A 14,717-nucleotide genomic window follows, 5' to 3' on the forward strand; every position below is an offset into this window, starting at 1 on the left:
CCCATCCAGCGGTTGCGGCCGGCCTTGCCCAGGGCGACTTTCTCGTGGTGGATGTTGCCCACCTGGCCGACGGTGGCCATGCAGTGGGACAGCACCTTGCGGACCTCGCCCGAAGGCAGGCGCAGCAGGGCGTAAGCGCCCTCCTTGGCCACCAGCTGGGCGTAGGCGCCGGCAGCGCGGCAGAACTGGCCGCCACGGCCGGGGTGCAGCTCGACATTGTGGATCACGGTGCCCACGGGAATGCGGGACAGGGTGAGCGCGTTGCCGGGCTTGATGTCGGCGGTGTCGCCGGCCAGGATGTTGTCACCCACCTTGAGGCCAAGGGGAGACAGGATGTAGCGCTTCTCGCCGTCTGCGTAGTGCAGAAGGGCGATGCGCGCGCTGCGGTTCGGATCGTACTCCACGAAGGCGACCTTGGCCGGGATGCCGGTCTTGTCGCGACGGAAGTCGATGATGCGGTACGAGCGCTTGTGCCCACCGCCGCGACGGCGGGAGGTGATGCGGCCAAAGTGGTTGCGACCGGACTTCTTCGAAAGACCAACGGTAAGGGAAGGCTCGGAGGTGCTCCGGGTGATTTCCTCAAACGTGGAGATGGTCTGGAAGCGGCGTCCAGCCGAAGTGGGTTTTACCTTACGGATGGACATGGCTAGACTCCCTCGAAGAACTCGATTTTGTCGCCCTCTGCCAGGGTGACGAAGGCCTTCTTGTAGCCCGCCACCTTGCCGATGGTCCGCCCATGGCGGAGTCGGCGGGAGGGGCGCCTGCGGACGATATTCACAGCCTCGACATGGACGCCGAAAGCGGCCTCAACGGCGCGCTTGACCTCGATCTTGTTGGCGCTGGGCGCGACAACAAAGGAAACCTGATTGAGGTATTCCTTCGCGAGGTTGGCCTTCTCAGTGATGACGGGCCGGATGATGATTTTCGTGTAGTCCATACTACTTCAACCTCTCCTGAACGGAAACAGCCGCGCTCTCGAGCATGACCAGCTTCGGGTACAGCAACACATCGTATGCGTTGAGTTTGTCAGCCGGAAGCAGCTTGATGCCGGGCAGGTTGCGCGCTGAAAGAAGCAGGTTATTATCCGCTTCCTTAAAAACAATCAAGGCCTTTTCCAATCCGAGGGCCTTGGCCACTTCGGCGAAACGCTTAGTCTTGATCTCCGGCAGGTCGATGCCCTTGAGCACCAGGAGGTTGTCCTCAAGAAGCCGAGAGGTCAGGGCCATCTTCAGAGCCAGGCGGCGCACCTTGCGGTTCACCTTGAACTCGTAGCTGCGGGGCTGGGGGCCGAAGATGATCGCGCCGCCGCGCCACACGGGCGAGCGGTTGGAACCGGCGCGGGCGTGACCCGTGCCCTTCTGCTTCCAGGGCTTCTTGCCGCCGCCGGAAACGTAGGCGCGGGTTTTGACGGCGTGGGTGCCGACGCGCTTGGCGGCCAGCTGCGCACGCACAACGAAGTGCAGGATCTCGGGGCGGACTTCCACCTCGAAGATCTCCGGGGACAGATCGAGACTGCCCACTTCCTTCTTCATCTGGTCGAACACGGTAATGGTTGCCATGTGTATTTCCCCTACCCGGCCTTGCGGATCATGACCAAGCCGTTTTTGCAGCCGGGCACCTGGCCCTTGACCACGATGATGTTCTCCTCAGGGCGGACATCAACGATCTCGACGCTCGGCAGGGTGACGCGCTCGTCGCCCATGTGTCCGGCCATCTTCTTGCCCTTGAAAACGCGCGAAGGCTCGGTGTTCGTGCCCACGGAACCGGCGGAGCGGTGAACCTTCTCCGCGCCGTGGGAGGCCTTGAGGCCCTTGAAGTTGTAGCGCTTCATGACGCCCTGAAAGCCCTTGCCCTTGGAGGTGCCGGTGACCTTCACCTTCTCGCCGGGCTGGAAGATGTCCACAGTGATGTCCTGGCCGACTTCGTAGCCGTCCACGGCGTCAAGGGGGAATTCCTTCAGGTGGCGGAAGCAGCCTTTACCGGCCTTGGACTGATGTCCGAGTTCCGGCTTGTTGAGCTTGCGCTCGGGAACGGCGTCGAAGCCGACCTGCAGGGCGTTGTAGCCCTCTTTCTCCGAGGTCTTGACCTGGAGAACCGGGCAGGGGCCAGCGGAAATAAGCGTGACGGGCACGATGGTGCCGTCATCAGCGAAGACCCGCGTCATGCCGAGTTTGCGTCCGAGAAGTCCGAGAGTTTTTGCCATATCCCGCACCTCCCTACAGCTTGATCTCAACGTCAACGCCAGCGGGAAGCGAAAGCTTGCCGAGGGCGTCGACGGTCTGCTGGGTGGGCTCCAGGATATCCAAGAGGCGCTTGTGAATGCGGATCTCGAACTGCTCACGGGACTTCTTGTCGACGTGAACGGAGCGCTGGACAGTGGTCTTGTGGATGTTGGTGGGGAGGGGCACAGGCCCGGCGATAGCCGCACCGGTGTTCCGGGCGGTATCGACGATTTCCGTCACCGCTTTGTCCAAAATGCGGTAATCGTAGGCCTTGAGCTTGATCCGAATACGGTCGCTCGTCATCGCAGCCATAAACTCTCCTTCGTTTCCGGGGGCTTGTGGGCCCCTCGCCGTTGGCACCCATGCGCCTTCGGCTCTGCGGAAATGCTGGGGGTTAGTTGGTTCTAGACAGAATTGCCCGGGGACGTCCCCCGGATATTTTTAAACAGCGGAAGGATGCCTTACGCGCTCCGCTCCTCCCCTGTCAAGGGGAAAAGCGGAGCGCGGCATCAAACAGCTTATTTCTTCTTCACGATCTCTTCGGCGATGCTGTTCGGCACCTGCTCGTAGTGATCGAACTGCATGGTGAAGGTGGCGCGACCCTGGGTGCGCGAACGCAGGTCCGTGGCGTAGCCAAACATGCTGGACAGGGGCACCTGGGCGCGGATGACCTGGGAGCTCACACGGGCTTCGAGGTTGCTGACGCGACCACGGCGGCCGTTCAGGTCGCCCATGACGTCGCCCAGGTATTCCTCCGGGGTGACGACTTCGACGCTCATGATGGGCTCGAGCAGGACCGGACCGGCCTTCTTGGCGGCTTCCTTGATGGCCATGGAGCCAGCCACGTAGAAGGCCTGCTCGCTGGAGTCGACTTCGTGGAAGGAGCCGTGCACCAGCTTGACCTTGACATCGACAGCCGGGAAGCCGGCCTGAACGCCGTTCTTCAAGGCATCTTCGATGCCGCGGCTGACCGGGGCGATGTATTCCTTCGGAATCAGGCCACCCTTGATCTCGTCCTCGAACACGTAGCCGCCCGCCGGGTTGGGCTCGACTTCGATGACGACGTGGGCGTACTGGCCGCGGCCACCGGTCTGCTTCGCGTACTTCATGTCGCACTTGGCAGGCTTGGTGATGGTCTCGCGGTATGCCACGCGGGGCGCGCCCACGTTGGCGTTGACGTTGAACTCGCGCAGGAGGCGGTCAACGATGATTTCCAGGTGCAGCTCGCCCATGCCGGCGATGAGGGTCTGACCGGTCTCCTCGTTGCCCTTGACGCGGAACGAGGGGTCTTCCTTGGTCAGCTTGGCCAGGCTCTGGGAGAGCAGATCGCGGTCGGCCTTGGTCTTGGGCTCGATGGCGACCTCGATGACCGGTTCCGGGATGTCCAGGGACTCCAGGATCACCGGGGCGCGCAGGTCGGCCAGGGTGTCGCCGGTGGAGACGCTCTTGAGGCCGACGGCGGCGACGATGTCACCGGCCAGGGCCTCTTTGATCTCCTCACGCTTGTTGGCGTGCATCTTCAAGAGACGGCCGATGCGCTCCTTCTTGCCATTACCCGCGTTGACCACGGTGGCGCCGGATTCAATGCGGCCGGAGTAGATGCGCAGGAAGGTCAGGTGACCGACGAAGGGGTCGGTCATGAGCTTGAAGGCGAGGGCGGCCAGCGGCTTGGTGTCGTCGCAGGGGCACTCGATCTTCTCTTCCTCGTTATCGGGGCTGCTGCCGACCATGGCCGGAATGTCCAGCGGGGAAGGCATGAAGTCGATGACGGCGTCGAGCAGGGACTGCACGCCCTTGTTGCGGAACGCGGTGCCGCACAGGACCGGGCAGATCTTCATGGCGATGGTGGCCTTGCGGATGCCCAGGATGATCTCGTCCACGGTGAGTTCCTCACCGCCGAGATACTTCTCCATCAGGGCTTCGTCTTCTTCGACCACGGCCTCGAGCATGACCTTGCGGAGCTCTTCGTACTTGGCCTTCAGATCGGCGGGCACTTCGACAACGTCGAAGGCGGTGCCCTTGTCGGCCGGGGCGCCGGTGTACACGATGGCGTTGCCGCGCACCAGGTCCACCATGCCGTTATAGGAGTCCTCGGAACCGATGGGGATGTGCAGGGGCACCGGCTTGGCGCCCAGGCGGGTCTTGATCATGTCGACGCAGCGGAAATAATCCGCGCCGACACGGTCCATCTTGTTCACGAAGGCGATACGCGGGACGTTGTAGCGGTCAGCCTGGCGCCAGACGGTTTCCGACTGGGGCTCAACGCCGGCCACCGCGTCGAACACGGCCACGGCGCCGTCGAGCACGCGAAGGGAGCGCTCCACTTCCATGGTGAAGTCGACGTGACCCGGGGTATCGATGATGTTGATGCGGTGATCGCGCCAGAAGCACGTGGTGGCAGCACTGGTGATGGTGATGCCGCGCTCTTGCTCCTGCACCATCCAGTCCATGGTGGCGTTGCCGTCATGGACTTCGCCGATCTTGTGGGACACGCCGGTATAATAGAGGATGCGCTCTGTGGTAGTGGTCTTACCGGCATCAATGTGGGCCATGATGCCGATGTTGCGCTGCCTCTCGCTGGGGACGACTTTGGACACGTGTGCTCTCTCCGTGACTACCAGCGGTAGTGGGCAAAGGCCTTGTTCGCCTCGGCCATCTTGTGGGTTTCTTCCTTCTTCTTCACGGCGCCGCCGCGATTGTTGAAGGCGTCCAGCAGCTCGCCAGACAGACGGTCGACCATGCCCTTCTCACCGCGTCCGCGGGAGTAGCTGATGACCCAGCGGATGGCGAGCGCGCTCTGACGGTCGGGGCGCACTTCCATGGGAACCTGATAGGTGGCGCCGCCAACGCGGCGGCTCTTCACCTCGGTGTGGGGGCGGACATTGTCCAGAGCCTTTTCGAAGGCGCGGATGGCGTCTTCCTTGCTCTTTTCGCCCAGCACCTCGAGGGCTTCGTAGAAGATGCGCTCAGCGGTGCTCTTCTTGCCGTCGAACATGAGGCGGTTGATGAACTTGGCGGCCATGCGGCTGCCGTAAACCGGATCAGGCAGAACCTGACGCTTGGTGACGGGACCTTTGCGGGGCATGAGTTCTCTCCTTCCCTTCGCGTTACTTCGGGCGCTTGGCGCCGTACTTGGAACGACCCTGGCGGCGATCAGAGACGCCGGCGGTGTCGAGCGTGCCGCGGATGATGTGGTAACGGACACCGGGAAGGTCCTTCACGCGGCCGCCGCGGATGAGCACGACCGAGTGCTCCTGAAGGTTGTGACCCTCGCCGGGGATGTACGCGGTGACCTCGATGCCGTTGGTCAGGCGCACACGGGCGACCTTACGCAAGGCCGAGTTCGGCTTCTTGGGCGTGGTGGTGTACACGCGGGTGCACACGCCACGGCGCTGCGGGCATTCGAGCAGAGCCGGGGTCTTTTTGCGCTTGCCGATCTGTTTGCGCGACTTGCGGATCAACTGGCTGATAGTAGGCATGAACCCTCCGAGAAATTACAAAAATACAATGCAAGAGGACCGCTCTTATGCCGGAAGCGGCCTGTTGTCAAGCCCCTCGCCACTTCCCCGATAGCGGGGAAAATGGGCGGGAACCTGTGCAGGCCCCGCCCTGAGTGTGTTTTGCGCCGCCAAGGCGGCAATTTAAATCGGTTCAATAAGCAGCGGATCGTCCTCCAAGTCCTCCAGGAACTTGTCCGGGCGCTCCGGCTGATCGGGCACGGAAATCTCGGCGTCGGCGTACTGGCGATAGCCCGTACCCGCCGGGATGAGACGTCCAACGATGACGTTTTCCTTGAGGCCGCGCAGGGAGTCGCTCTTGCCCGAGAGCGAAGCCTCGGTGAGCACCTTGGTGGTCTCCTGGAAAGACGCCGCGGAGATGAAGGAGTCCGTCGACAGCGAGGCCTGGGTGATGCCCAGGACCAGCGTTTCGGCCGTGGCCGGAGCGCCGCCCTTGCCGACGACTTCCCTGTTCTCCTCCATGAACCGGACCTTGTCCACCTGCTCGCCGATGAGGAAGGTGGTGTCGCCCGGATCGATGATGCTGACTTTCTTCAGCATCTGACGAACGATGATCTCGATGTGCTTGTCATTGATGTTAACGCTCTGCACCCGGTAGACGTTCTGGATCTCTTCCACCAGGTAGCGGGCAAGGTGCTTCTCGCCCTTGATCTTCAGGATGTCGTGCAGTTCGGGGTAGCCTTCCGTGAGCAGGTCGCCCGCCTCCACGAAGTCGCCTTCCTGGACGGTGATGTGCTTGCCCTTGGGGATCAAGTACTCCTTGCTTTCGCCCGTTTCCGGCACGACCACGATCTTGCGCTTGCCCTTGCTCTCAGAGCCGAAGGTCACGATGCCGTCGATTTCCGACACCACGGCCTGGTCCTTGGGCTTGCGCACTTCGAAGAGCTCGGCGACGCGCGGCAGACCGCCGACGATGTCCTTGGTCTTCGAGGATTCGCGCGGGCGGCGGGCGACGATGTCACCGGCCTTGATCTCATCGCCGTCCTTGATCATCAGGATGGCGCCGACGGGCATGGGGAACTCCGCCTTCAGCGCGCTGCCCGGGCGGGGCACCACGTTGCCCTTCTCGTCCGTGATGGAGAGCATGGGCTTGAAGTTGGTGGTGCGGTACTCGATGATGGTGTACGTGGCGCGCTGCGTCATGTCGTCAACGCGTTCCTGGTACGTCTTGCCTTCGATGATGTCGCGGAAGTGGACGATACCGTTGACGTCCGCGATGAACGGCTCGTTGAACGGGTCCCATTCAGCGATCTGCTGGCCCTTGCGGATCTCCTGGCCCTCGGTGACGAGCAGGCGCGCGCCGGAAGGCAGGGTGTACTTCTCGCGCTCGCGGCCCTGTTCGTCGACCACGCCGACCTGACAGCTCTTGCCGAGGACCATGGTCTGGCCTTCGGAGTTGGTGACGTTTCTCATGCGCGAGAACACGATGCGGCCGTTGTGCTGGGCTTCGACGCTGGACTGCTCGATTTCGCGCGAGGCCGTGCCGCCGATGTGGAAGGTGCGCATGGTCAGCTGGGTGCCGGGCTCGCCGATGGACTGCGCCGCGATGATGCCGACGGTCTCGCCCACGTTGACGATGTGCCCGCGCGCCAGGTCGCGGCCGTAGCAGGCCGCGCACACGCCGATGGGGCTCTTGCAGGTGAGGCCCGAACGGATGGTGATGGAGCCGATGCCGGACTGGTCGATGCGCTCGGCGATGACTTCGTCGATGAGCGTGTTGCCTTCCACGATGAGTTCGCCGGTGTCCTCGTCGAACACGGGGAACATGGTGGTGCGGCCAAGGACGCGCTCGGCCAGGCGCTGCTTGATCTCGCCGTCCTTGATGTAGTGGGTCAGCTCCAGGCCGTCCACGGTGCCGCAGTCAATTTCGCTGACGGTCACGTCCTGGACGACGTCAACCAGGCGGCGGGTGAGGTAACCGGAGTTGGCGGTTTTGAGCGCCGTATCCGCGAGACCCTTACGAGCGCCGTGGGTGGAGTTGAAGTACTGCAGAACCGAAAGGCCCTCGCGGAAGCTCGCGGTGATGGGCGTTTCGATGATTTCGCCGGAGGGCTTGGCCATCAGGCCGCGCATGCCGGCCAGCTGGCGCATCTGGTCCTGGTTGCCTCGGGCGCCGGAGGTGGCCATCATGTAGATGGGGTTGAAGCTCGCGTTGACCTCGGCCTCGCCGGTCTTGGCGTCGATGACCGTATCGCGCGAGATCTCCTCCATCATCTGAAGGGAAACCTCGTTGGTGGTCTTGGTCCACACGTCGACGACCTTGTTGTACTTTTCCGTGCGGGTGATGATACCCTCGCGGTACTGTCCTTCAATGTCCTCGACTTCCTGCTGCGCCGCGGCGATGAGCGCGGGCTTCTTGTCCGGGATCTTCAAGTCCTTCACGCCGATGGTGATGCCGGCGCGGGTGGCGTACTCGTAGCCCAGGCTTTTGAGCTTGTCGCACAGGATGACCGTGGCCTTGGTGCCCGCGGTGCGGTAGGCCATGGTGACCAGGCGGCCGATGTTCTTCTTGTTCAGCACCAGGTTGACGTTCTCGAAGCCCAGGTTGTCGGGCAGAAGCTCGCCGGCGATGATGCGGCCGCAGGTGGTCTCGGTCAGCACGCCGCGAACGCGGCACTTGATGCGGGCATGCAGCCCCAGGTGGCCGGAGTGGTGCGCGGCGATGACTTCCCACGCCTCGGTGAAGATCATGCCCTCGCCCTTTTCAAAGCTGCGGGCCGTGGTCAGGTAATACAGGCCAAGAACGATGTCCTGGCTGGGATTGATGACGGGCGAGCCGTTGGCGGGCGAGAGAATGTTGTTCGAGCTCATCATGAGCACGCGGCATTCGATCTGCGCCTCAACGGACAGGGGCACGTGCACGGCCATCTGGTCACCGTCGAAGTCCGCGTTGTACGCGGCGCAGACGAGCGGATGCAGCTGGATGGCCTTGCCTTCGACGAGCAGGGGCTCAAAGGCCTGGATGCCGAGCCTGTGCAGGGTCGGGGCGCGGTTCAGGAGGATGGGGTACTCGCGCACCACATCTTCCAGGATGTCCCACACCACCAGATCCTCGCGCTCGACCATCTTCTTGGCGCTCTTGATGGTGGTGGCGATCTCGCGCTTCTCAAGCTCGGAGTAGATGAAGGGCTTGAACAGCTCGAGGGCCATCTTCTTGGGCAGGCCGCACTGGTGCAGCTTCAGGTTCGGGCCCACGACGATGACCGAACGGCCGGAGTAGTCGACGCGCTTGCCGAGCAGGTTCTGACGGAAGCGGCCCTGCTTGCCCTTGATCATGTCGGACAGGGACTTCAGCGGGCGGCCGTTGGTGCCGGTGATGGCGCGGCCGCGGCGGCCGTTGTCGAACAGGGCGTCGACAGCCTCCTGCAACATGCGCTTTTCATTGCGGATGATGATGTCCGGCGCGCCAAGCTCAAGCAACCGCTTCAGACGGTTGTTGCGGTTGATGACGCGGCGGTACAGGTCGTTCAGGTCGGAGGTGGCGAAGCGGCCGCCGTCCAGCGGCACCAGGGGGCGCAGCTCGGGCGGGATGACCGGCACCACTTCCATGACCATCCACTCCGGCTTGTTGCCGGAATCGATGAAGGCCTCCACGATCTTGAGGCGCTTGGTAAGCTTCTTCTTCTTGGTCTGGGAGCGCGTGGTGGCGGACTCTTCGCGCAGGGTGGCGCGCAGTTCCTCAAGGTTGATGGCCTCAAGCAGCTTGCGCACGGTTTCCGCGCCCATGCCCACCTTCACCACGTCTTCGCCATAGTGGTCGATGACCTGGAGGTACTGGTCTTCGCCCAGCACCTGCAGGCGCTTCAGGCTCGTGTCGCCCGGATCGAGGACGATGTACGAGTCGAAGTACAGCACCTTCTCCAGGTCGGCCATGGTGATGTCGAGCAGGGTGCCGATCTTGGAGGGCAGGGTCTTGAGGAACCAGATGTGTGCAACGGGCGCAGCCAGTTCGATGTGCCCCATGCGCTCGCGGCGGACCTTGGAGGCGATGACCTCGACGCCGCACTTTTCGCACACGATGCCGCGGTGCTTCATGCGCTTGTACTTGCCGCAATTGCACTCATAGTCCTTCACGGGACCGAAGATCTTGGCGCAGAACAGGCCGTCGCGCTCCGGCTTGAAGGTGCGGTAGTTTATGGTCTCCGGCTTTTTGACTTCGCCGAAGCTCCACTCCCGGATTTTCTCGGGAGAGGCGATGGATATCTGGATAGCCTTGAGATTGCGGCCGGCAATGCCCAGGCTCGGCGCTCCACGCTGGGTGAACAGTTCGTCCAAGGTCATGAAGTTCCCTCGTAAGTTTGAGAGTTCCCTTTTTGGCCCGCCAGGGCGGGCCGCCAGTCAACGGTCAGGGTGCAGGGGGACGGGAGGAGTCCCCCCTGCCCTACTGCGGCCGTCTGACCGGCTTTTTCTTCTCGTCCTGGATCAGGTTCACATCCAGGCCCAGCGACATGAGCTCCTTGATGAGCACGTTGAAGGACTCGGGCAGGCCGGCCTCCAGGAAGTTGTCGCCCTTGACTATTTTCTCGTACATTTTCACACGGCCGGAGACGTCGTCGCTCTTGACCGTGAGGAACTCCTGCAGCAGGTACGCGGCGCCGTAGGCTTCAAGCGCCCACACTTCCATTTCGCCCAGACGCTGGCCGCCGAACTGGGCCTTGCCGCCCAGAGGCTGCTGCGTCACCAGGCTGTATGGGCCGGTGGAACGCGCGTGGATCTTTTCGTCAACCAGGTGGTGCAGCTTCAGCATGTACATGACGCCCACGGTGACCCGGTTGTGGAAGGGTTCGCCGGTGCGGCCGTCATACAGGGTGATCTTGCCGTCGTCGGGCAGACCGGCGTGCTGCAGCCAGCCCCAGATCTCGGACTCGTCCGCGCCGTCGAACACCGGGGTCTTGGTGATGATGCCGTGGCGCACGGTCTTGGCGAGCTTCTTCAGTTCCTCGTCGTCCAGGCTGGCGATGAGGTCCTCGATCTCCTTGGAGCCGAACACGGCGTTGATGTCCTTGCGGACCTGGGCCATGGCCTCGCCGCTTTCCACCATGTTGGCGATCTGCGCGCCCAGTTCGCGGGCGGCCCAGCCAAGGTGGGTCTCCATGATCTGGCCGATGTTCATGCGCGAAGGCACGCCCAGCGGGTTCAGCACAATGTCCATGGGGGTGCCGTCGGCGAAGAAGGGCATGTCCTCCTCGGGCAGGATGCAGGACACGACGCCCTTGTTGCCGTGACGGCCGGCCATCTTGTCGCCCACGGAAAGCTTGCGCTTCACGGCGACGTAGACCTTGACCATCTTGATCACGCCCGGCGGCAGATCGTCGCCCTCGGTGACCTTCTCGCGCTTGTTGTCGTAGACGGCCTTGATGAACTTGATCTGGCGGTCGTAGTCGTTCAGGATGCCCTTGATGGCGTCGTTCACGTCCTTGGACGAGAACATGCCGGCCAGCTTCTTGATGGGCAGTTCTTCAAGGGCCTCGCGGGTCAGCGGGCGGCCGGCATCGATGAGCACTTCGCCCTTCTTCTTGCCCATAAGGGGCTGCGCCACCTGCTTGTTCTCGCACACGGCCCAGATGCGTTCGCGCACGTTGTCGGTGAGCGCGGCCACGTGCTTCATTTCCTTCATGTCGAAGTCGGACAGCGCGCCCTGCTCGATGGCGATGGTGCGGTCGTCCTTCTCGCCGGAGCGGCGGTTGAAGACCTTGACGTCGACAACAGTGCCCTCGATTCCAGGCGGTACTTTCAGGGACGTGTTCTTCACGTCGCGCGCCTTGTCGCCGAAGATGGCGCGCAGGAGCTTCTCTTCCGGGGTCAGCTGGGTTTCGCCCTTAGGGGTGATCTTGCCCACCAGGATGTCGTCGGGCATGACCTTGGCGCCCAGGCGGATGATGCCGCAGTCGTCAAGGTTGCGCAGCATCTCCTCGGAGACGTTCGGGATGTCGCGGGTGATTTCCTCGGGTCCGAGCTTGGTGTCGCGGGCGACAACCTCGAACTCTTCGATGTGCACCGAGGTGTAGACGTCCTCCTTCACCACGCGTTCGCTGATGAGGATGGAGTCTTCGTAGTTATAGCCGCACCAAGGGGTGAAGGCCACCAGGAGGTTCTTGCCCAGGGCCAGCTCGCCATCGCGGATGCCGGGGCCGTCGGCCATGACCTCGCCCTTCTTCACGCGCTGGCCGGTCTGCACGCAGGGACGCTGGCCGAAGCAGGAGTTCTGGTTCGACTTGTGCCACTTCTGCAGTTCGTAGTGCAGGGTACCGCCGGTGTTGGGGGCCACGGCCTCGTCGTAGTTCACGATGAGGCGTTCGGCGTCGGCGAAGTGGACCACGCCGTCGCCCTTGGCCAGGATGCACGCGCCGGAGTCTCTGGCCACCACGCCTTCCATGCCGGTGCCCACCAGGGGCACGTCGCACTTGAGCAGAGGCACGGCCTGACGCTGCATGTTGGAGCCCATGAGCGCGCGGTTGGCGTCGTCATGCTCCAGGAAGGGAATGAGCGCCGCGGAGATGGACACGATCTGGCTCGGACTGATGTCCATGAGCGTGACCTGTTCCTTGGGCACGAAGTTGGGATCGCCCGCCTGGCGCGCCTGCACCAGGGCCGGGATGATGCGGTTGTCCTCGTCCAGCTCCAGGCTGGCCTGGGCCACCGCTTCGCCGGCCTCGCGGCTGGCGTCCATCCACACGATCTCGTCGCCAGCGCGGCCATCCTGGACAACGCGGAACGGGGTCTCGATGAAGCCGTAGTCGTTGACGCGGGCGTAGGTGGTCAAGGACACGATAAGACCGATGTTCGGTCCTTCGGGAGTTTCAATGGGGCAGATGCGGCCGTAGTGCGAAGTGTGCACGTCGCGCACCTCGAAGCCCGCGCGCTCGCGGGTCAGGCCGCCGGGTCCCAGGGCCGAGAGGCGGCGCTTGTGCGTCACTTCCGACAGGGCGTTGGTCTGGTCCATGAACTGCGAGAGCTGGGAGGTTCCGAAGAACTCCTTCAGCACCGCGGCCACGGGCTTGGGATTGATGAGGTCGTGGGGCATGAGCGTGGACACTTCCTGCAGGCTCATGCGCTCCTTGATGGCGCGCTCCATGCGGACAAGGCCGATGCGGTACTGGTTTTCCACCAGCTCGCCCACGGGGCGCACGCGGCGGTTGCCCAGGTGGTCGATGTCGTCGGCCGGGCCGTGGGAGTCCTTCAGCTTCACCAGCACCTTCACGGCCTTGAGGATGTCCTCGTTGGTCAGGGTGCGCAGCTCAAGGGATTCCTTGATGTCCATGCGGGTGTTCAGCTTGTAGCGGCCAACCGTGGACAGATCGTAGTAGTCCGCATTGCGGAACAGGTTCTCGAAGAAGCTGGCCGCGATTTCAGCGGTCGGCGGGGAGCTGGGGCGCAGGCGGCGGTAAATCTCGATCTGCGCGCTGGCCAGGTCCGTGGTCTTGTCGGCGGCCAGGGTGTCGCGCATGGACGAAGACACGTCCATGCCCTTGGTGAACAGCACGCTGATCTCGTGCACGCCCTGGGCGCGGATGCGCTCGATGAGATCGGCGGAGACTTCCTGGGAAGCCTCGGCGATGACCTCGCCGGTGTTCGCGTCGACGATGTCGTGGGCCAGGTACTGGCCAAGCAGCGCATCGGCGGCGACTTCGATGGCGGTGACGCCGTCTTTGATCATCTTGCGCCACGAGCCCTTGGTGATGGGCCGGCCCTTCTTGACGAGCACCTTGCCATCGGAGAGCTCAATGTCGACGTAGGCGTCTTCCTTGCGGTACTGATCCTCGCGGACCTTGCGCAGCACGCGCTCGCCGTCGAAGAGATACTCTTCGTGGTCGTAGAAGTAGTCCAGGATGTCGGCCTTGGTCATGCCCATGGCCTTGAACAGGATGGTCGCGGGCATCTTCCGGCGGCGGTCGATGCGGACATACAGGATGTCCTTGTGGTCGAAGTCGAAGTCCAGCCAGGAGCCGCGCATGGGGATGATGCGGCAGGAGTACAGAACCTTGCGGCTGGAGTGCGTCTTGCCCGAGTCGTGCTCGAAGATGATGCCGGGCGAGCGCTGCAGCTGGTTGACGATGACGCGCTCGGTGCCGTTGATGATGAAGGTGCCCTTGTCGGTCATCAGCGGCAGGGTGCCGAAATAGATGTCCTGCTCTTTGATGTCGCGAATGGTGCGGCTGCCGGACTCCTCGTCCACGTCGAAGACCACCAGGCGCACGATGAGGCGCAACGGAGCCTCAAAGGTGAGTCCCTTGGCCAGGCACTCGTCCTCGTCATACTTGGGGTCCTGGATGACGTAGCTCACGTACTCCAGGCTGGCGGTGCGGTTGAAGTCTTCTATGGGGAACACGGAACGGAACACGGCCTCAAGGCCGAGATCGGCGCGGCTAGCCGGTGGTTCGTCGCGCTGCAGGAATTTCAGGTAGGAGTCCACCTGAAGCTCCAACAGATGCGGAATGGGCAGGCTGTTGGCGATCTTACCGAAATGTTTGGTGAGTTGGGCCATTGTCACCTCATCGAGCGAGACGGTTGGTGTTCACGGGAAATAGCTAAGCCCCGGGCGCAAAGCGTCCTTGGGCAAATTTCAGGTCCCGGTCCAAAAATGCGGGTCACGTTGCGTCACGTCTAAATGTCCCCAAATGGAATCAGATCTCCGCAGGGGGGTGGGAAAAATTCCTGTTTTGGATCGCGCTGTTACAGCTGCGGCTCCAGTTGCACGCGGACCTTCCGGCGCAACTCAACCCGCACCGCCAATGGCGGCAACGGGCGTCATAAAAGAGAGACGGAGCGGAGGACGCATCCCCGAGGGGGTGCGTCCTCCGCCCGGTATATCTCAAAGTCTGGTCAAAAACTACTTCACCTCGACGACGGCGCCGGCTTCGGTGAGGTCCTTCTTGGCAGCTTCGGCGTCAGCCTTGCTCACGCCTTCCTTGATGGTCTGGGGAGCGCCGTCGACCTTGTCTTTGGCTTCCTTCAGGCCCAGGCCGGTGAGGGCGCG

Annotated in this window: 11 protein-coding genes; all 11 read right to left on the reverse strand. The window is 62.9% G+C overall.

Features of this window, described 5'->3' with window-relative positions; all coding sequences use genetic code 11:
* Positions 1-644 (reverse strand): 50S ribosomal protein L2 (gene rplB / locus VN419_RS10310; RefSeq protein ID WP_325647144.1); only part of this gene is annotated, 644 nt, incomplete at its 3' end.
* A 2-nt stretch (positions 645-646) separates the two neighbouring features.
* On the reverse strand, positions 647-937 hold the full coding sequence (gene rplW, locus VN419_RS10315) for a 50S ribosomal protein L23 (protein WP_325647145.1): 291 nt from the start codon (positions 935-937) through the stop codon (positions 647-649).
* Position 938: 1 nt separating this feature from the next.
* Positions 939-1,559 carry a 50S ribosomal protein L4 gene (rplD, locus tag VN419_RS10320; RefSeq protein WP_325647146.1) on the reverse strand — a complete coding sequence of 207 codons (621 nt, stop codon included), beginning with the start codon at positions 1,557-1,559 and terminating at the stop codon, positions 939-941.
* A gap of 11 nt (positions 1,560-1,570) precedes the next feature.
* On the reverse strand, positions 1,571-2,203 hold the full coding sequence (rplC, locus tag VN419_RS10325; protein WP_325647147.1) for a 50S ribosomal protein L3: 633 nt from the start codon (positions 2,201-2,203) through the stop codon (positions 1,571-1,573).
* Positions 2,204-2,216: 13 nt separating this feature from the next.
* A complete protein-coding gene (rpsJ, locus tag VN419_RS10330; RefSeq protein WP_325647148.1) occupies positions 2,217-2,534 on the reverse strand; it encodes a 30S ribosomal protein S10 in 318 nt (105 codons plus the stop codon).
* Positions 2,535-2,740: 206 nt separating this feature from the next.
* Complete coding sequence (fusA, locus tag VN419_RS10335; protein WP_325647149.1) at positions 2,741-4,819, reverse strand: elongation factor G; 2,079 nt, start codon at positions 4,817-4,819, stop codon at positions 2,741-2,743.
* A gap of 17 nt (positions 4,820-4,836) precedes the next feature.
* On the reverse strand, positions 4,837-5,307 hold the full coding sequence (gene rpsG / locus VN419_RS10340) for a 30S ribosomal protein S7 (protein WP_325647150.1): 471 nt from the start codon (positions 5,305-5,307) through the stop codon (positions 4,837-4,839).
* A 22-nt stretch (positions 5,308-5,329) separates the two neighbouring features.
* Positions 5,330-5,701 carry a 30S ribosomal protein S12 gene (gene rpsL, locus VN419_RS10345; RefSeq protein ID WP_089271667.1) on the reverse strand — a complete coding sequence of 124 codons (372 nt, stop codon included), beginning with the start codon at positions 5,699-5,701 and terminating at the stop codon, positions 5,330-5,332.
* A gap of 162 nt (positions 5,702-5,863) precedes the next feature.
* Positions 5,864-10,021 carry a DNA-directed RNA polymerase subunit beta' gene (gene rpoC / locus VN419_RS10350; protein ID WP_325647151.1) on the reverse strand — a complete coding sequence of 1,386 codons (4,158 nt, stop codon included), beginning with the start codon at positions 10,019-10,021 and terminating at the stop codon, positions 5,864-5,866.
* 100 nt (positions 10,022-10,121) lie between these two features.
* Positions 10,122-14,225, reverse strand: a complete 4,104-nt coding sequence (gene rpoB / locus VN419_RS10355) for a DNA-directed RNA polymerase subunit beta (protein WP_325647152.1) — start codon at positions 14,223-14,225, stop codon at positions 10,122-10,124.
* Between the two features lie 345 nt (positions 14,226-14,570).
* Positions 14,571-14,717 (reverse strand): ribosomal protein L7/L12 (locus tag VN419_RS10360; RefSeq protein ID WP_325647153.1); only part of this gene is annotated, 147 nt, incomplete at its 5' end.

The sequence above is a fragment of the Humidesulfovibrio sp. genome (genome assembly GCF_035560995.1).
In the GTDB taxonomy this organism is placed as follows: domain Bacteria; phylum Desulfobacterota; class Desulfovibrionia; order Desulfovibrionales; family Desulfovibrionaceae; genus Humidesulfovibrio.